At 50.1% G+C, this 17,835-nt stretch carries 18 protein-coding genes; 2 read left to right on the top strand and 16 right to left on the bottom strand.

Annotation, left to right across the window (positions count from 1 at the left end; translation table 11 throughout):
• Window positions 1–2: 2 nt before the first annotated feature.
• The 13 genes from CWM66_RS07755 to CWM66_RS07815 form a co-directional block, all read right to left on the bottom strand.
• Window positions 3–1,289 carry a beta-ketoacyl-[acyl-carrier-protein] synthase family protein gene (locus CWM66_RS07755; RefSeq protein ID WP_007373374.1) on the bottom strand — a complete coding sequence of 429 codons (1,287 nt, stop codon included), beginning with the start codon at window positions 1,287–1,289 and terminating at the stop codon, window positions 3–5.
• Window positions 1,290–1,302: 13 nt separating this feature from the next.
• Complete coding sequence (locus CWM66_RS07760; RefSeq protein WP_107146445.1) at window positions 1,303–2,367, bottom strand: hypothetical protein; 1,065 nt, start codon at window positions 2,365–2,367, stop codon at window positions 1,303–1,305.
• Entirely contained in the window at window positions 2,367–2,756 is a 390-nt protein-coding gene (locus CWM66_RS07765) for an acyl carrier protein (RefSeq protein ID WP_007373372.1), read from the bottom strand. The genes CWM66_RS07760 and CWM66_RS07765 overlap by 1 nt, the downstream gene beginning before the upstream one ends.
• On the bottom strand, window positions 2,756–3,535 hold the full coding sequence (locus CWM66_RS07770) for an SDR family oxidoreductase (protein ID WP_007373371.1): 780 nt from the start codon (window positions 3,533–3,535) through the stop codon (window positions 2,756–2,758). The genes CWM66_RS07765 and CWM66_RS07770 overlap by 1 nt, the downstream gene beginning before the upstream one ends.
• 445 nt (window positions 3,536–3,980) lie before the next feature.
• A complete protein-coding gene (locus CWM66_RS07775; RefSeq protein WP_071920271.1) occupies window positions 3,981–4,772 on the bottom strand; it encodes a LytTR family DNA-binding domain-containing protein in 792 nt (263 codons plus the stop codon).
• Complete coding sequence (locus CWM66_RS07780) at window positions 4,765–5,850, bottom strand: sensor histidine kinase (RefSeq protein WP_079516892.1); 1,086 nt, start codon at window positions 5,848–5,850, stop codon at window positions 4,765–4,767. The genes CWM66_RS07775 and CWM66_RS07780 overlap by 8 nt, the downstream gene beginning before the upstream one ends.
• A gap of 102 nt (window positions 5,851–5,952) precedes the next feature.
• The gene (locus CWM66_RS07785) at window positions 5,953–7,206 is read right to left on the bottom strand and encodes a hypothetical protein (protein ID WP_107146446.1); all 1,254 of its coding nucleotides are present in this window, start codon (window positions 7,204–7,206) and stop codon (window positions 5,953–5,955) included.
• A complete protein-coding gene (locus CWM66_RS07790; RefSeq protein ID WP_071920270.1) occupies window positions 7,203–7,949 on the bottom strand; it encodes an outer membrane lipoprotein-sorting protein in 747 nt (248 codons plus the stop codon). The genes CWM66_RS07785 and CWM66_RS07790 overlap by 4 nt, the downstream gene beginning before the upstream one ends.
• Window positions 7,942–9,189: an FtsX-like permease family protein gene (locus CWM66_RS07795; protein WP_233218368.1), complete on the bottom strand. Its 1,248-nt coding sequence runs from the start codon at window positions 9,187–9,189 to the stop codon at window positions 7,942–7,944. The genes CWM66_RS07790 and CWM66_RS07795 overlap by 8 nt, the downstream gene beginning before the upstream one ends.
• Window positions 9,189–9,872 carry an ABC transporter ATP-binding protein gene (locus CWM66_RS07800; protein ID WP_035887151.1) on the bottom strand — a complete coding sequence of 228 codons (684 nt, stop codon included), beginning with the start codon at window positions 9,870–9,872 and terminating at the stop codon, window positions 9,189–9,191. The genes CWM66_RS07795 and CWM66_RS07800 overlap by 1 nt, the downstream gene beginning before the upstream one ends.
• A gap of 359 nt (window positions 9,873–10,231) precedes the next feature.
• Window positions 10,232–11,047, bottom strand: a complete 816-nt coding sequence (locus tag CWM66_RS07805) for a carbohydrate ABC transporter permease (protein WP_107146448.1) — start codon at window positions 11,045–11,047, stop codon at window positions 10,232–10,234.
• A complete protein-coding gene (locus CWM66_RS07810) occupies window positions 11,047–11,919 on the bottom strand; it encodes a carbohydrate ABC transporter permease (RefSeq protein ID WP_007373361.1) in 873 nt (290 codons plus the stop codon). Before CWM66_RS07810 ends, CWM66_RS07805 begins: the two co-directional genes overlap by 1 nt.
• A 57-nt stretch (window positions 11,920–11,976) precedes the next feature.
• On the bottom strand, window positions 11,977–13,317 hold the full coding sequence (locus tag CWM66_RS07815) for an ABC transporter substrate-binding protein (RefSeq protein WP_107146449.1): 1,341 nt from the start codon (window positions 13,315–13,317) through the stop codon (window positions 11,977–11,979).
• 527 nt (window positions 13,318–13,844) lie between these two features.
• Here CWM66_RS07815 and CWM66_RS07820 point away from each other — a divergent pair.
• Window positions 13,845–14,444, top strand: coding sequence for a GNAT family N-acetyltransferase (locus CWM66_RS07820; RefSeq protein WP_007373359.1), 600 nt, complete (start codon window positions 13,845–13,847; stop codon window positions 14,442–14,444).
• A gap of 12 nt (window positions 14,445–14,456) precedes the next feature.
• Window positions 14,457–15,548, top strand: coding sequence for an ABC transporter ATP-binding protein (locus tag CWM66_RS07825; RefSeq protein ID WP_007373358.1), 1,092 nt, complete (start codon window positions 14,457–14,459; stop codon window positions 15,546–15,548).
• Between the two features lie 89 nt (window positions 15,549–15,637).
• Here CWM66_RS07825 and CWM66_RS29490 read toward each other — a convergent pair whose 3' ends face one another.
• The 3 genes from CWM66_RS29490 to CWM66_RS07840 form a co-directional block, all read right to left on the bottom strand.
• Entirely contained in the window at window positions 15,638–15,730 is a 93-nt protein-coding gene (locus tag CWM66_RS29490) for an IS3 family transposase (RefSeq protein ID WP_158262937.1), read from the bottom strand.
• Window positions 15,731–15,816: 86 nt separating this feature from the next.
• The gene (locus CWM66_RS07835) at window positions 15,817–16,938 is read right to left on the bottom strand and encodes an ROK family transcriptional regulator (RefSeq protein ID WP_007373357.1); all 1,122 of its coding nucleotides are present in this window, start codon (window positions 16,936–16,938) and stop codon (window positions 15,817–15,819) included.
• A gap of 28 nt (window positions 16,939–16,966) precedes the next feature.
• A complete protein-coding gene (locus tag CWM66_RS07840) occupies window positions 16,967–17,833 on the bottom strand; it encodes a BadF/BadG/BcrA/BcrD ATPase family protein (RefSeq protein WP_072438600.1) in 867 nt (288 codons plus the stop codon).
• Window positions 17,834–17,835 lie beyond the last annotated feature (2 nt).

Raw genomic sequence — 17,835 nt, forward strand, 5'->3', positions numbered from 1 at the left:
CCTTACAGATATTTTGGATTTCCTAAAACCAGACTGCCTGCGCCACCGCCCATACCAAATGAGTTTTTCAATGCGTATTTAAGCGGCCGGTGCTGATGCTCATTCACAAGTTCAATGCCATCGGGTAATTGCGGATCGGGTTCATCGCAATTCAAAATTTTGGGTAAGAGATCATGCTGAAATGAAACCAGCACGCCCAGAATTTCCATCGCCCCGGCAGCCGCAATCAGGTGCCCGTGATACGATTTCGTCGCCACAATCGCCGGATTGTGCTCACCAAATACTTTTCTGATTGCGCTGGCTTCGTGCTGGTCATTTTGTAATGTTGATGTTCCATGCGTATTCACAAAGTCAATCGTATTACGGTCAACCCCTGCATGTTCGATGGCCCGTTCCATCGACAATTGCATTTCCAGATCGTCTTGATGCGGCATCACAATATGCTGCGCGCAGAGTGCGCCGCCATAACCCAATAAATAGGCCAGAGGCTTGTCCTGCCGCGCCAATACGCTGGATAGCTTTTCAATGACGAACAGCCCCGCGCCTTCTGCTAAGACAAATCCGCTGCGGTGCCGATCGAAAGGCCGCGAACGCGCGGTGCCACAATAGTGTTCATCGGTCGAGATCACCCCCATTCCTTCTAATCGCGCAAGGTTCAACGGCGTGACTTTGGCTGAAACACCGCCGCAAATTGCCGCTTTAATTTCGCCGCTGCGGATAGCTCGCATAGCCAGGCCGATACTTTGCGTTGAAGCCGAGCAGAGGCCTAAATGCGCGAAGCTGAGACCCGCAAAGGGGATGATTTCATGTATCGCTTTCAGAACAGCGGTGGTATCAAGATCGAGAAAATCACCAATTTTAAAATGCTCCAGCGCAGCATCGACCAGGCATTGCTTATCCGCATCAGCAGGAACTTTTTCCGAAAAACCGATGCACTGTTCAATATCGATCGCCGGCTCGTCGATTCCCACGATGCAGCCAATTTCTTCCGCAGAATAATATGTCTGTAGCCGCAGCCGATCGTGCAGGCGCTTTGCTGCTAATCCGGCGTAAAAAAGCTCGCCGTTTCTGAAGGGGCTTTTTTTAGGCCAGCTAATTGAGGCATTACCTTCAACAGGGATACCGGCTTCATGCGTCTGAAAATAGCGGTGATCAAACTTCTTTATCTCCCGTATACCGCTTTTCTCATTCATAAAGCTGGCGTGAATTTCATCCAGATTGCTGCCTAATGGCGTGACCGCGCCATATGCACTGATACATAAAGTATCTGCATCGAAATGGGTATTCATTATGATCCTTTCCTCAGCTTTTAATTAACCAAATGTTCCCGATACCATAATTGATACCAGCGCCATTCAGCATGACCCTGGCTCCTGAAGGAATAGCGGGATCATTAAGGCAGCATAAAATATCCAGGATATTATTGAGTTTCCCGGTGTAACCGGTTTTCGCTTTATAATTGATAACCCTTGCCCGGGGGAAAAATTTCTCTAGCGCAGAATACTCAGCTATTTTTTGTGCGCGAATACCGTTGTTATAACTGATAATAACATCGGGTTCTCCCTGTTGTGTCCGCTGTTTGCCCAACAAACGTTCCCAGTCCTCTTGTTCAAACCTGACTTTGAGGCAGTAGTGAACAGTGACAGAGGTTAATTCAGCCAGCGCATTGCGGCTGTCATTGTCTAAAGACATCACCGCCGCCCCCCAACTGGGGATAATACCGGACGCATCCGTAGCATTTTGCCGGATTTCACCAAACTTTTTAAAAACGGCCAGGCTATCGAAGGTCAGCATATTTGCCGCGCTCACCACCATTGCCCCTTCTTTTGCCGTTGAATTAACGATGTCAGCCCAGGCCAGTTTTAATGCCACCAGGCCACTTAACGATGCGGCGCGTAACGGTGTACCTTCCTCATGGTCACGTAATAATTTTGAGGTGTGATACAGCACATTAGTTGGCAGTAATCTCAGCATATCAAGAGGATTATTCATCTCTTTATATTGCTGGATATGTTTCCAGACTGAACCATCATCGTTGTATTTACGGCAAATTTCAAAAAGCGTAGTAAAACTGTGCTCCTCACTGTCACATGCCGTATAAAGAAAGGCTTTTGCATGCTCGTCGAGGCACGCTTTGCTTTTAAAATCGATCAGCGCATTGATCGCCATTTTTGACATTGAGTTCAGTACTGAGCAGTCCTCTCTGCTGACCCACTTTTTTTCCACCACCGATGGTGTCGAAAAACTGTAGTAGTCCAGATCATGGGGGTTAATTTCCCCCGCGGTGGCCAGTAACTGGCTCAGCGCCGCACTATTGGTGGCAAATTGCTGATGCACACCATAGTTTTTTATATAGACCTTTTCCATCACGCGACCTGCGTCTTAACGGCTGATATTTGTTGGTTGATATAGTTCAGCGTGAAATAGGAGTAGAGCTCCTTGAACTGAATTTTTTTATCAACCGCGTCTGCTCCTTTTAAGCCCAGCAGATTGTTGATTTCAGTAAGGCCTTTGCTGGTCCACTCTTTGGTATCAAATGAGTAGTAATCTTCTGTAGTCGCCCATTTATTTACCGGCCAAAGGCTTTCAGGGCTAACGTCAACTTTGAAGTGTTTTTTTAACTCGAAGGCAAAATCAATATAATCAATCGAGGTCATCCCGTAATCAGAGAACAATGACTTGTTCGGATCAAGCTCTTCTGCTTCATCCAGGTACATGATATCTTTAAAAATCTGATTAATTGTTGAAATATACATTAGATTATCCCCTCACCATTTCCGATCGTTAATGAAACGCCTGTAGTAATAATTGTGCCGTTAATAAATGAGCTGACGGCATTTGCAACATCTTCAGTAGCCAGCATTTTTCTCATTGGGATCGTTTTTTCTATACTGGCGATACTTCTCCCTTCTTTCGCACAATAGTCCTGGAGCATTTTTGTTTTGATATAACCAGGGCTCAGGCATAGCGTCCTGATATTGAATCTGGCCATTTCCAGAGCGACGCTGGAGAGATATCTTTCCATTGCTGCTTTTGTCGAACCATACAGCGAGTTGCCCACGCTGATTTTTTTGGCCGCCACCGAGCTGATAAACACTAGCTTGGTCTCATTTTCTTTATACTGCTTCATCGTTTTGACGATAGTATTAAAAATTAATACTGCCGACAGATAGTTAAGACGCGTTGTGGTGCGAATATTTTCGGGTTTCAGCTCATCGCAAAGACACGCCGGGTTATTACCAGCACAGTAGATGGCTACATCTACTTTGATATTTTCTAAGGCAGTACAGAATTGCACGACGTCATGCTCAGAGGTCAAATCCAGCTGAACCGGCATAACAGCGCTTTGATATCGCGCCTTCATATCGCTGACTACAGCTTCATTACTGAACCACGTAAAAACAACGAGATAACCATCATTAATTAATGAATTAATGACATTCCGTCCTATCTCAGCAGTACCTGCCACTACCAGCGCCAAAGGTTTTTCATTATATGCAGGATGATTTATAACATCGGTAAAGATATGGCTCATGACACTTCTCCTTGCTTATATTTAAGCGTAACCATGAATCTTCTATTGCAGCTCAAAAATTGAATCATCCATTCTCAATACAAACACAAGCCCTGAGAAGGCTATATAAATAAGCAATGTCTGATTACGTTTTAAAATATCATCTAATTTTACAAAATCAATTACTTTTACTTTAAAATATTTACAGACAAATAAAAGGCAAAAGGAATCCAATCACAAGTATTTAATATCCACTGACAGTCAGATATTAAACAACCTGTAATTCAGGCAATAATCATCCGCAGGTATTCTTCGCAAACAAATTTGCTAATACCTGTCGTAAGTTATTATTAAATATGGTTATTGCTGCAATGGATATTTTTATGCCATACAGTATTTTCCTGATTAATAACCAGCATTGATAATGTGCAGTTAGCAGTAAACGCGATCTCTGGTCTTTTATTATTTAGATGTTATAGAGAAATTTGTTCTGCATTGCCCGACTGACTTGTAACACATGCCCACCAATGATTAATTGAATCTTACCGGTACAGTCTCTTTTTATTTTTTCAATGGCGTTAACGTTGACGACAACAGAGCGATGGACCTGCCAGAATTCTTCCGGATCAAGTTGCAGTAACAGTTCCCGCAGCGAACCGCGCAGCAAGAAAATATCTGACTGCGTTTTACTTTTCTTATACAGCGATATGTACTTATCTTCCGCCTTAAAAAACTGGATATCGGAACAATGTATTAATTCAATATCCTCGCCTTTTTGCACACGAACCCATTTCAAATAATTTTTATGTTCAACGGGCAGGAAAGACTGAAACTTTTCGAACAGTGCATTCAGATCGGGTGTGGCTTTGTCTGCCGTATTCTCATTCAGCCGCTGCTTCATTTTCAACACACATTGCTCCAGCCGTTTTTCATTCAGCGGCTTTAACAAATAGTCGATGGCATTGGTTTCAAATGCCTGTACGGCGTACTCATCATAGGCCGTCACAAATACGACTAACGGAAATTTATCCAGCTGGCTGATCCTGCGTATTAACGTCATACCATCCATTTCCGGCATACGGATATCCAGAAAGGCAATATCAGGCTGCTCTTCCGCGATGGCATCAAACGCTTCTTTCCCATTTTCACAGCTGGCCAGTATGTCCAGTTCAGGCCAAACATCTGCCAGCATTTTATTGAGCTGATATCTCAGTAAAGGCTCATCATCAGCAATAATTGCGGTTATGTTTTTAGTCATTGCGCATTTCCGGCGTTGAATTGGTGACTATTAGCGGGATGAAAATTTCAGCAGTAACCCCCTGGGTCGGATTTTCTTTGATGCGTAACCGGGCCTTCCCCATATAGATTGCATCCAGCCTTTGCCGGATATTCTCCAGAGCCAGACCATGCCCGCAGGATGATGGTGCCATAGAAAGCCCGCAGCCATTGTCAATGACCTGGATACATGCGCCTTCCGCCTCTTTTCTCACCGTCACTTCAATAGATCCGCTTCGGTGTTGCGGTTCGATACCATGGCGAATGGCGTTTTCAACCAATGGCTGAATTAACATGGGCGGGATAAAAAAAGCACCAGCGCTGAACTCATTCCTTATCTTGTAGACCAAACGCGCACCAAGCCTTATTTGCTGGATAGATAAATAGGCATCGATTAGCGCCAGTTCCTCATCAATATTAACAAAATCGCTGCGGTTTTTTTTCAGGGTCCCGCGTAACAAGTTCGTCAAATTAACCAGTAGAAGTTTTGCCAGTGCAGGATCTTTATCAATTAAGACATCCAGATTCGCCATGGTATTGAAAAGAAAATGCGGCTCTATTTGGCTCTGAAGCTGTTTGAGTTGACTTAGTGCCAGCGCTTTCTTTTGCTCAGATTGTTGGCGCTTTGCAACTTCGAGCGCGTTCTGCGCTTTTAATTTCTGTTCGTGGATATAAAAGAAAGTGAAACTCACAATGGCCAGAATGAAACCAGGGGCCAGCGTCGAACGTTGATTCAGAAAAAATTCGTTATAAGATAACGGGCTAAACCAAAAATAGGCATTAAGGCTGCCAAACAGGATGCAACAGATGAAAGAGAGACCGTTAATTTTTGCTTCAGACAGTGATGGCTTCATCCATCTCAGCAGCAATGCGCTGAACAAGGCGCTGTAACCATAACCAAAACTAATAATCATTTTTCTGAATAATAAGGACGCCCAGTTGTGAGATAAATCCGCTGGCGATTCAAACAAGATGAGTATTCCGGCAACGCCCATACAGTACAAACTTGTTTGTATTAGCTGAGTGCGAAACTTTTGGCTTACTGGTAATAGCCTGCGCATCCCGAATGTCCTTTTAGCTTTATATTATGGTGGAAATTTCCACTCATATTTCTCTGCATTAACCTGTTTCCCTGCTTTATTCCGGAAATTATATCATATTGATTAGAAATTTCCTTTAAGATTTATAAAAATCAAATCCCGAGCCGGCATGTTGGCATACACGGAATTTCCCGCTCCGGTATAAAATCGGCTTGCTAGCTCAATCTTCATATCAGATTCTCCTGACTCATACACCGGGTATGAGAGCCTTGGAGTTGCAACCAGGCCGCCATCGGTTGGCGAAACCAGTAAATCCAGACTGGGTTCTAATTTTTCAAGCCACAAATATTTGGGATGTAAAGCAGCCATATTCATCTTAAAGTGCAGCATGACGTTCTGTGCAACTAAACTGGTATTGTCCAGCCCCCAGGAATAACTGCTGGCCAAACCTGTTGTTGCCGGATGCTGCGAGAGTTCGTCTGCGCGCTGAAATGCCTTCTTCCACATACTCTTATCCCAACTACGCCCGTCGTACCAATATTCACCGATAATATTCAAACCTGTAGTATTGGCCCAATTGAAACCCAGCAAAAATTGATACGAATCATTACTTGTTCCCCATCTGACCGGCTCATACATATCGCCTTGTTTATAAGACTGATAACGCTGCGCATAGGCAAACGAGCCGTGCAGTTCCAGTGCCGGCGTCAGGACAGCAACGACGGAACCCCCAACAGTACCGTGATGAACCTGATCAAAGTACATCACCCCCTGGAGTTCTGTACTCCCCACCAGGGCATAACGCCGAAGACCGATGCCGTGCTGTTTTTCCGCCAGCCGGGCCTGATCCGTATTGGTTGAGGCCCAGGACTCATCGGTTGCCACCAGTTCCCATTGACCAACACCATCAAACCAGGACGCCGTGGCCGCGCCGACACCTTCGTCAACCTGTATCCCCACCGGGTTGCGCTCATACGACTTAAAAATATCCAGGGGACGAAATCCGTACCCGACATCCCAGTCCAGCCGTTGTTTCCCGATGCTTAAATCAAGCGGCACACCTGCCAGTTCGGCTTCTGGCTGCCAAAATAACTCCTGCACAATCAATTTCTTAGTAGCAGAGTCCTGGCTGTCGGTTGTTAAAAGATTATTGCCTTGCAGGGCAAATGTCCCGGTTACGCTGTTCCACTCGGCCGTTGCCGTGAGCAGCGAATCCAGAGACTGTATCGACCCGCCAGCAGTATCGTTTAACTTCGTGTGGCGATATTGTTCACTTTCAAAACTGCTTTGCCATGTCCAGTTAACATCAAATTTAGCTTCAGCCCGCGCGGCAACAATCAGCATGGATAAGAGACACAGACGACCCGAAGCGGTCACAGATCTACCCTTGGCTGTTGAATTAAATAGGCCGGGTTGTAATATTTTTCATCCAGTTGATACGGCACGACATTCTGGTAATCAATGACCGTTTGTTTCTCCGGCTGTATGCTATCCAGTAATGTCATTGAAACTATTTTTTGCGGGTGAAGCGGGTTATCCGCGGTAAAAATTGCCTGCTTCGCCATCTTTTGTGACAGCAAATAGAGGTCTGCTTTTAGCGGGAAATCATTCGTTGCATCCAGCCATAACTGAATTTTAGCGTAGGTTTCACCTGCCGTTTTTGCCGTCAACTCAAGGTGATTCGCCATGACGTGTTTATTTTGTATCACGATATCCTGCGTCCCTTGCAGCGTTCCCTGATAATGTTCGCTCCAGTTGAGGGTAGAAATATCACCGACGGAAGCATTGCCAAGGAGTTTTTGTATGGGCGTGATTCTGATTGGCCGATGACTTTGCGGCATCAACAGCCAATAATTATCACCGAGCATCAGTAATTTCTGACCCTCCTCGGCTTTCGATTTAAATAACACCAGTGACTCGCGCATTGGCCGGATATAAACATCGTACAATCTGGTAGTGTCGAGTTCATTATTTTGATAGAGCTTAACCACGGTGGTAACTTTTGCATAAGGCTCTCTGGAGCGATATTGATCTGCTTTTGTTAGCATCTGTTCCACAGTTTCTGCCTGAGCGGAAAAAGCAATTCCTCCGGCTAATAACAATGCCAATATTTTACGCATAAATCAGTGCCTCAATGATCGGTTTCTTCACACCTTTTCGGGCGGCGAACCACGCAACGACAAAACAAATAATGGCGACGGCAAGCGCCACGCTGATAAAAAGTTCGGCAGAGAAATAAATATGCAGCGGGTAACTTTCTGTTCTGCCTGGCGCAGGCGGCATTCTGATATCAACGACCGTTAATAACAGCGCCAGCGCCGCAGATAATCCGCCGCCCACCATTGCTCCGCACATTGCCATTAACCCCGCTTCCAGCAAAAAACCGCGAATAATTTCCTGTGGATACGTACCAAGAGCAGCCAGTGTGCCTATTTCGCGGGTTCTTTCCGTTACCGACATGGTCATAGAGTTAAATAAAGCGGCAAAGACAACCAGAGCCATTACGCCACCCATAATGGCGAAAATGCGGTTGTATAAATTTTTAACGCCATCATAAAAGACAGCTAATTTCTGCCACGGTGTCGCGATCACCGGTTCTGCCAGTTTTAGGGTATGAAGTTTTGCTTCGATCTGTTTTTGTAGCACCGGGGTTTGCGGTGTTTCAAATAAATAGACCGACAGCGTACTGACTTTATGCGTGGCAAGCAGCGCCTGCGCGGCGGCAATATTGATATAAAGCTGCCGTTTATCAAGATCCGGAACGCCGGTAGAAAAAATGCTCTGCACTTTAAAATCCATGGCATTAAGCACACCATCCGTGGTGGTTGATAGCAGTGTCACAACATCGCCAACGGTCACTTTCAGGTTTTGTGCGAGGTTCGCACCCAGCATCACCTCAGGATCTTCTTTAGCAGCCGAATCGTCACGCTGGGGAGATAACGGCTTCCCGGATTTCACTGCCAGAAATTCACCTTTAATGGCAAATTCCTGAGGATCAATTCCGGTTCCCATATAAATTGTCGATTTTCGTCCGTTACTGATTAAACCATTAAATTCAATTCGCGGCAGAATGGCATGAATTCCCGGAATTGAAACCAGCGTTTTACCGATTATGGAATAATCGGATAAGCCATTATCCAGCGGTATCTCTTCTTCCTGCTCAAAATAGTTCGGCTGACTCAGGGTGATATGACCTATGCTCATCGCCGTTTCCTTCATCAGCGATTGATAGGTATACAGGCCAAAGCCTCCAATACAACATAATGAAAAGACCACCACGGCGATAATCAGAATTGACAGCGTCGATCGCCGGCTATTACGTTGCAGGTTGAGCCATGCGCTTTTAATACTTATTGGCATCAGGCGTTCCATTGAATCTCCTCAGAGGAGATAAGCCCATCAACCAGATTAATATGCCTGTCGCATTGGCTTGCCATCCGTGGGTCATGCGTTGCTATGACGAACGTGGTGCCCATTTCGTGACCGAGCGTTTTCATGATCTGAATAATTGTGTTGGCGGAATGGCTATCCAGACTGGCGGTCGGCTCATCGGCAATCACTAACCGGGGTTGATGCACTAATGCTCTTGCAATCGCCACACGCTGTTGCTGGCCGCCGGACAAACGCTCCGGACGATATTGCAGAAAATCTTCCAGCCCGACTTTCGCCAGCATTTGTTCCGCTTTTTCTTTTTTTACTTTCGTACTGAATTTATTCAGCGTTAAGGGATAAGCGACATTTTCGAAAGCGGTCATTACCGGGATTAAATTGAAACGCTGAAAAACAAAACCCAGACTGCTTCGGCGTAATGCGGTAGCTTCTTTAACTTTGCGGGGAAAAGGTGTGCCATCGATAAATGCACTTCCCTGATAGTTCATATCAAGCATGCCCAGGATATTCAGCAGAGTACTTTTCCCGGAACCCGATGGACCGCACAGCGCCACCATCTCTCCCGGGTGGATTTCGCCATTCACGCCACCTAATGCCTGTACCGTTTGCGACCCCAGCCTGTAGTCTTTTTTAATGTTAGAAAATGACAACATAGCCATTCCCCTTGTGGATGCATGAATTAATGGCATTCAATCTAAGGAGTGTCGCCAGCAAAAACTACAGCATGTGACGAACGGCAATAAGCGGGGATGAAAGGTAATATAGCGGGATGAACTGAAATGGTGTGCGCCGGACGACCTCATCGACCGGCGATGTTTCTTAAACGCACTACGGGTAAATAGATCTGTGTTAGAAGGTCGATACCGGATGCATTGCCCGCCTGGCTTTAGTGCTTCTTTCGATAGCGTCTCAGTGTCCGGTCCTTAAGCCTGAGATCAGCAAACATCTGTTTGAGACGTCGGTTCCCGTTCTGAAGATTTAAGATCAGACGGTTCCATAATACCGCAGGTGCCTATTTCACCGCGCCTTCGGTCACGCCGCTGATAAATTTACGCTGGAATATCAGGAACACAGCCACCAGAGGCAGTATGACGATCATCGCCCCCGCCATCAGCACCGGGATATCAATGGTGTTTTTATTCTGGAAAAACATCATGCCGATCGGCAAGGTACGCAGCTCGTCTTTGTTCACCAGAATCAGGGGGATCAGAAACTCGTTCCAGGTCCAGATAAACAGCAGCAGCGCCAGCGTCGATAGCGTTGGCCAGATGGCGGGCACCAGAAGGCCCCACAGAATTTTGCGCCGTGATGCGCCGTCCATCACTGAAGCTTCCACCAACTCGCGCGGCACCTGTTGCAGTGCGGTAGCGATCATCAGCGTGGTAAACGGCAGTGACAGGGCAATCTGCGGCAGGATCAGTGCCAGGTAAGTGTTGGTCAGCCCCATCCAGCGTAGCTCGTGATACAGCGGGATAATAAAAGCTTCGCTCGGCAGCACCATGCCAAGGCCAAGCAACGCCGCCACCACTTTTTTGCCGGGGATTTTCAGCCAGGCAAAGCCAAAACCGGCCAGAATACCGAGCAGAATGCTGCAAATCACCACCGGGATCACCACCAGCACCGAGTTCATAAAGTAAACGTTGAAATGCCCCTGCTGCCAGGCTGTGACATAGTTTTTAAAGTTGAGCGACGCGGGCAAAGTAAAGACGCCCTGGAACAGCTCCATCTGGGTTTTGAATGAGGTCATCAGTGCCATCAGGAACGGCATGATGGTCATCAGCGCCACGATCCAGATAAGCGCGCGAAAAACGACTGGCGTGCCACGCATCAGTGACGCTCCCGAATAGCAAAGTGAATTAACGCATTGATCAACAACACAATCATCATACTGAACACCGCAACTGCCGAAGCATAGCCGAAGTAGTGCAGGTCAAAGCCCTGCTTATACATAAAGAGATTGGTGACCATGGTTGAGGTGCCCGGCCCGCCCTGCGTCATCACGTAGACCAGATCGAAGGCTTTCAGGCTGGCGATCACCGTCAGCAACAGCGCGATACGTACCTCGGGGCGCAGTGACGGCAGTGTGATACGCATAAATTTCTGCCGCCGCGAGGAGCCATCCAGATCGGCCGCCTCCAGCAACGAGGGATCCATGCGCTGCAATCCCGACATAAACAACACCAGACAAAAACCAAAGAAGTACCAGGTTGCCACCAGGCCGACAGCAGGCAATGCCCAGTTGAAATCCCCCAACCATGACAGCGCCAACTGCGGCAGGCCAACTGCACGCAGGAACTGATCGATCGGGCCAAATGCCGGGTTGTACAACCAGCGCCACACCACGCCAAGAACCGCCATCGGCATGATATACGGCAGGAAAAAGAAGATGCGCAACAGGCTACGCTCGTTATTATTGCGCGTTTCATACAGGAAGCTGCACAGCAGCAAGCCGACACTAATCGGCAATAGCGTATAGAACAACATCAGCAATGCGTTGTTGCCCAGCGCTACCCAGAACACCGGATCGCTGAACATACGCAGGTAGTTGCTGATGCCGCTGAAGATCGGCATGGAGGTGCCGTCCCAGTCGGTAAAACTGATACCCAGCGACGCCAGCAACGGCACCAGCAGAAAAACCGCATACACCAGCACTGCGGGTAGAAGGTAGAGCGCATTGCGCCAGGCAGATTTATTCAGCATAACCGTACTCGCTTGCGGGCCTGTCAGCGGCCCGGCATCACTGCCGGGCCGGAATTATCAGTGCTTCAGGGTTTTCAGGTAACGTTGATAGTTGTCATCGAAATTAGTGACCATCTGGTCGGCGGTTTGCCGTCCGGCCAGCAGTTGCTGCACGTTCTGATTCAGTTCGGCGTTCATGGTCGGGGTCGCCCAGTCCACGTAATGACCGAGGCCATCATGCTCGTTCAGCGTTACCCACACCTGGTAGGTCTCGGCCAGTAACGGGTTATCAGCCGGGATCTGCGCATTTTTGCTGGCGCTGGCGGGCAGGAAGCCCACTTTCAGCCAGCGGTTCGCCATCTCATCCGACACGATATAGTCGATGAACTTCGCGGCGGCATCCCGCTGCTCTTTGGTTTTCGCCGTACTGGTGATGGAGTACGCCAGGTCAGTCCCCCCCACCATCAGCGCGTGCTGCACGCCCGCGCCCATCGGCATCGCAGCAAAATGAATATCTTTATTGTCTTTGAATTGCCCCAGATACCAGGTGCCGCTCACCAGGAAAGCGGCCTGCCCGTTCTGGAACAGGGTGGCGGCATCGTCATGGCCAATCCCCTGGTAGCCGGTGAAGAAATAGCCTTTGTCGTTCCAGCTTTTCATCATGTTGGCGGCCTTCACCAGCTTGTCATCTTTAAAGGTACCGCCCACGTCATAAATCAGATCATCGAGTTTTTTACGGTCGCTGCTTTCGATCTGCGCTTCCCAGAGAGTACTGAGCAGTTGCTGGCCCATGTTGCCATCCAGCAAACCCAGCATCATTGGCGGAGTGCCCTGCGCTTTCAGTTTTTCCATCGCCTGTTCCAGCTCAGCGAGGGTTTTTGGCACGGCTACACCGGCTTTATCCAGCAACGCTTTGTTGTAATACAGGCCAACCATTTCACCGAGGCTGGCGACGCCATACAGTTTGCCGCTGCCGAAGTCCTGATTATCGGACCAGCGGTTACGTTTCAGGATTGAATCCGGGAAACGCGTTGTCCAGCCGTAGGTTTTGGCGTAATAATCCAGCGGCCAAAGCAGCTTGTCTTTCACCAGAGACCCCATGTCGCCACCGCCCTGGTTAACCTGGGCGATCTGCGGGCCATCACCCGCTGTCAGCGCCAGTTTGAGCGGGATACGGGTATCTTCGAAGGAGTGCACAGAACGCTGGATAACAATGCCGGGATTCTGTTGCTGAAACACTTTGATCGCTTCATCCACCGCTTCTGTCTGCTGCGGATAGTTATAAATGTCCCACTCATTCAGGGTCACCGCCTGGGCCGAGGTCATCGCTGCGCCGAGCAGCACCCCCGCGGAAACCAGACGAGACAGGGTGCGAAGAGAGCTACAGAAGTACTGCGAACGTACGGTTGAATCACACATAATGCTCGGTTTCTCCAACAGATGACTGGCATCCCTTCATCTCGGCACCCGCAGTTCCCGCAGGCTGATTCAGCAGAAATAACGCTCACATCCATACTTACTTTATGAACAAAATAAAGTCAAACCTGTGCGGCGAGTAATTTTTGCTCTGTGATGCAGTGCGAAAAGTGAGAAGAAAAGTGGAGTAATCAGCAGGGAATGCTGCTTAATTAGCCAGAATGCCGATGCAACCGGTCACGCTTTACTGAAGCTCAGCATAATTCACTCGTGCTTTTAAACTGCATTAACTCACTGATAGAGCATATGAAAATCGTATAGTTATGAATAACGCTCACGAGTAAATGTTAAAAAGCTCGCGGATTAAGGGCTTGCCGCTGCATCATTGCTGCGTTGTCGCGTTGATGGTCATGCGCTGCGATTATATTTAGCGTTTTCTTTGTGGGACTACGCAATTATTACATCTTGAAAACTAAGTACGCTTTCATTACCGTAAAAACTGTCTATCTCCTGACCACAGAGGCACCACCATGACGGCTGAAGCAGTTATTCGTCACGCTACCGAGGCGGATTTTCCCGCGCTCTCGCGTATTTGTTTAGAAACCGCCAATGCTGGCAAAGATGCGACAGCGCTCTATTCTGACCCCGCCCTGCCCGGCCTGCGCTTTGTGATTCCCTACGCACGTTTTGCGCCGGATTTCGCGCTGGCGTTGGAACAGCAGGGCGAGGTCGTCGGCTATGCGGTTGCCGTACCGGATACCCGTGCCTTTGAGGCGGTGCTGAACCAGCAGTGGTGGCCGATGTTGCAGGCGCAATATCGTGACTACCCGGCCAGCGCCCCGCTCGACAGTAAAGTTCTGGAGGCCATCTTCCAGCCGGATGCCGCCGCCGATCAGCTGGTAAGCCAGTGGCCAGCGCACCTGCATATCAATCTGCTGCCACCGGCTCAGCAGGGTGGCTGGGGGCGCAAACTGATTGAGCAACTGCTGGCGCTGCTGCGCGAGGCGGGTGTGCCTGGCGTGCACCTTGGCGTCAGCCTGCAAAACGAGCAGGTTTGCGGTTTTTATCAGCGCCTTGGCTTCACGCCCATCGTACGCAGCAACGCTATTTATATGGGCCAGTTACTTTAAGCGAGACACAGTATGACCAGCCTGCATCTGCAAAGCGTTAAGAAGTCTTACGAGCAAGTGAACGTGATTCACGGGATCGATCTCACTATCAACAGCGGTGAATTTGTGGTGTTTGTTGGCCCTTCGGGCTGCGGAAAATCGACGCTGCTACGCATGATTGCCGGGCTGGAGGAGATTAGCGACGGCAAGCTGCTGATTGAGGGCGCGGATATGACCCACCAGCCAGCAACCGAGCGCGGTATCGCCATGGTGTTTCAGTCCTACGCGCTTTATCCGAATATGACGGTGCGCGGCAACCTCGCTTATCCGCTGGAAGTGATGAAGCGTCCGAAAACCGAGATCGCACAGGCAATTGCGCAGACTGCGGAGCGCCTGCATCTGACCGAGCTGCTCGATCGTCTGCCGCGTGCTTTGTCAGGCGGGCAACGTCAGCGCGTGGCGATTGGGCGCGCCATTATTCGCCATCCGCGCATTTTCTTGTTTGATGAACCCCTGTCGAATCTGGATGCCGAGTTACGTTTGCAGATGCGTATCGAAATCGCGCGGCTGCACGCCTCATTGGGTAATACCATGATTTACGTCACCCATGACCAGCTGGAAGCAATGACGCTGGCCGATCGTATTGTGGTGCTGCGTCAGGGCCGTATTGAACAGGTCGGTGCGCCACTGGAGCTGTATCACGATCCGGACAATCTGTTTGTCGCCGGGTTTATTGGTTCGCCAAAGATGAATTTCTTACCCGCAGAAGTGGCCGCCATCGCGCCCGGCGAAGTGCAGCTGCGCGTGCCTTCTCTCGGCCTTCACGCATTAACCATGAAGATTGACGCCGCCTGCCAGGAAGGGCAGAAAGTGACGCTTGGCGTACGCCCTGAACATTTTCAGCCTGCCAGCTCAGCCAGCGCGCCGTTGAGCTTTAGCGCACCGCTGTCGTTCAGTGAGATGCTGGGACATACCAATTACCTTTATCTGGATGTAGGCCAGGAGCGGCTGCTGGTGATTGAGGAGCGTAACGTGGCAAGCCATGAGATGGGTGAGCCGGTACATTATCAGCTGGATGCGGGGAGTTGTTTGTTGTTTGATGAAGGGGGAATGCGGTTACGGTGAAAGGCGCTGCGCGGAATAGCCGCGGTTAGCGCCATAGAGCTTCCACCGACCGTCGCGCAGACCAGCCTGAGTTCGATATTCAACCGAACTCAGGTTGGTTTCAGATTGATACGTTTATGGTTGTAATCGTGGATGTATTCGCATATGGCGTGTTTCAGCTCACCTGTCGTTGGGTATCCCACTTTTGGGCGCAGTTCAGGCGCAGGACTTAGCCTGAGGTGAACGAAACCCGCGCAATGCCAAAAAAAACGCGATGAAGCGCAAATTTTTACGACGCGATCTCTTCATCCGCCTGTGCGGCCAGCAAATCCAGCAATTTATTCACCGCAAAACCCGCCGCGCCCTGTGCCCACATCCGATTTGACTCGGTAATAAACTGCAACGGCGTCATGTGCGGCGTCAGTTTCAGGCGATAGGTCTGGAAACTCTGGGTGATATTATCCAGCAAAATGCGCGACGCCATCTGTGGTTCCATCGCCAGATAGACCACATCGGGATCATAGGCAACCGACAGATTTGCCAGCGATATGCCCAACTGATGGCCGGCTTCCGCCAGCGCGCTCAGCACTTCCTGCGTCGGGCGCATATCCAGGTCGCGCAGCGCCTGCGGCACCTCATCTTTCAGCGTGGCGGCCACCCGTCGCAAAATCGCCTGTGATGAGGCGACATCTTCCAGCAGGCGCTCGGAACCATCCCCCAGCAGGGCATTACCAATCTCACCCGCTTTACCATGACGCCCGCGATAGAGCTGACGATCGAGCAGAATACCTGCGCCAATCCCTTTACCAAAGGTGGCGATAATCGCCGATTGCGCATGACCGAGCTGACCAAATACCAGCGCCGCCATCGCTAAAGCGTTGGCGTCATTTTCGATAAATACCGGCAGCGAAAAGCGTTCCTCCAGTAGCCGGGCAATCGGAACGTTATCCCAGTCCAGCACGCGTGAACGCACGCAATAGCCATTGCTGGCATCCACCAGACCAGACAGCGCCAGGCCAATGGCGCCCACCTTTCTGTTCTCTACGCCGCGCAGAAACTTTGCCAGCGCATCGCCCAGTTGTTTCGGTGTCATGGCTCCGGAAGGCATTTGCTGCTCGCCGATGATATTGCCGCCCAGGTCGGTCAGCACAATCAGATTACGTTCTGCATTGAGCTGGATGCCGATCACGCTGGCGTGGTCGGGATTAAGACCAAGCAGGGTTTTGGGACGCCCCATCGAGACACGTCGCAGCCCCAGCTCCTGTACGATGCCCCCGGTCAGCAGGCGATTAGTAGCCTGCGAGACCGTTGACATACTCAGGCCGCTACGCACTTTGAGATCGGACTGGCTGATCGGCGCATTTTCGACAATCAGCCGCAGAATACGGGCAGTTACGTTCGGAGCAATCATGGTTCTCTTTATCAGCAGAATGAAAAGGTTACGCGGGTTGGTTCATACTGAACTGGCTGGCAAGCCGTAGCGCACCGCTCAGCGCATCGCCCTGCGGTGGCACCAGTAGTGCGGCGATATCCGCCGGAAGCCAGGGCTGAATCGGCGCGGCCAGGCCTCCCATCAACGCCAGCTTACCGTGGCTGCGCGCCAGTAGCGGCTGTATCATCAGTGCGATATCCGCAGCGGTTTGCTGAACCAGCGCAGCGCCATGCACATCACCCGCCTGCGCGGCGGCGAAAACGTCCGGCACTATCCGCCCCCAGTCGGCTGGCGTCGCCTGACGTGACCAGATTAGCATCTGTTCCGGGCTGTCGTGGTAATGCGCCATGATGCGTTGTGTCAGCGCCGAAGACGGCACGATGTCTTCATGGGCCAGCAGCGCCAGCCGGAGCGCACGCTGCCCCAGCACCGCGCCTGAGCCGGCATCGGAGAGGGCAAATCCCCAGCCGCCGAGCAGTGTAAACTGCGTGCCATCCCATGCCGCGCCCTGGCTGCCGGTGCCGGTGATAAATACCGCCCCTGGCGCGCCATTATGCGCCCCGGCGCAGGCCGTTTCGACATCGGTAAAAACATAGCGCGACTGACAAACCGGCTGCCAGCTATCCAGACGTGCTTTGACCGAGGACACATTTGCCCCCGCGAGGCCTGCCACCAGCACGGTTTGTGCCCGTGCCGCTGCCGGTAATGCCGCCTGAGTGAAAAGATCGTCAATCACCCGGTCAATAGCGTCAATCGCCGCTTCAAAGTGCGACCAGACATTGGCTGGCCCGCCGCGCGCTTCCGCCAGCAACTGCCCCCGATCGTCGGTGAGACGTCCACGACAGCGCGTACCACCACCATCAATACCCAGCATCA

This window comes from Kosakonia sp. H7A (assembly GCF_003028445.1).
Lineage (GTDB): Bacteria > Pseudomonadota > Gammaproteobacteria > Enterobacterales > Enterobacteriaceae > Kosakonia > Kosakonia radicincitans.

Bases quoted from the DNA above. Each gene is read 5' to 3' on its own strand.
- CWM66_RS07755 (WP_007373374.1), bottom strand. From the start codon at position 1,289: ATGAATACCCATTTCGATGCAGATACTTTATGTATCAGTGCATATGGC.
- CWM66_RS07760 (WP_107146445.1), bottom strand. From the start codon at position 2,367: ATGGAAAAGGTCTATATAAAAAACTATGGTGTGCATCAGCAATTTGCC.
- CWM66_RS07765 (WP_007373372.1), bottom strand. From the start codon at position 2,756: ATGTATATTTCAACAATTAATCAGATTTTTAAAGATATCATGTACCTG.
- CWM66_RS07770 (WP_007373371.1), bottom strand. From the start codon at position 3,535: ATGAGCCATATCTTTACCGATGTTATAAATCATCCTGCATATAATGAA.
- CWM66_RS07775 (WP_071920271.1), bottom strand. From the start codon at position 4,772: ATGACTAAAAACATAACCGCAATTATTGCTGATGATGAGCCTTTACTG.
- CWM66_RS07780 (WP_079516892.1), bottom strand. From the start codon at position 5,850: ATGCGCAGGCTATTACCAGTAAGCCAAAAGTTTCGCACTCAGCTAATA.
- CWM66_RS07790 (WP_071920270.1), bottom strand. From the start codon at position 7,949: ATGCGTAAAATATTGGCATTGTTATTAGCCGGAGGAATTGCTTTTTCC.
- CWM66_RS07795 (WP_233218368.1), bottom strand. From the start codon at position 9,189: ATGCCAATAAGTATTAAAAGCGCATGGCTCAACCTGCAACGTAATAGC.
- CWM66_RS07800 (WP_035887151.1), bottom strand. From the start codon at position 9,872: ATGTTGTCATTTTCTAACATTAAAAAAGACTACAGGCTGGGGTCGCAA.
- CWM66_RS07805 (WP_107146448.1), bottom strand. From the start codon at position 11,047: ATGCGTGGCACGCCAGTCGTTTTTCGCGCGCTTATCTGGATCGTGGCG.
- CWM66_RS07810 (WP_007373361.1), bottom strand. From the start codon at position 11,919: ATGCTGAATAAATCTGCCTGGCGCAATGCGCTCTACCTTCTACCCGCA.
- CWM66_RS07815 (WP_107146449.1), bottom strand. From the start codon at position 13,317: ATGTGTGATTCAACCGTACGTTCGCAGTACTTCTGTAGCTCTCTTCGC.
- CWM66_RS07820 (WP_007373359.1), top strand. From the start codon at position 13,845: ATGACGGCTGAAGCAGTTATTCGTCACGCTACCGAGGCGGATTTTCCC.
- CWM66_RS07825 (WP_007373358.1), top strand. From the start codon at position 14,457: ATGACCAGCCTGCATCTGCAAAGCGTTAAGAAGTCTTACGAGCAAGTG.
- CWM66_RS07835 (WP_007373357.1), bottom strand. From the start codon at position 16,938: ATGATTGCTCCGAACGTAACTGCCCGTATTCTGCGGCTGATTGTCGAA.
- CWM66_RS07840 (WP_072438600.1), bottom strand. From the start codon at position 17,833: ATGCTGGGTATTGATGGTGGTGGTACGCGCTGTCGTGGACGTCTCACC.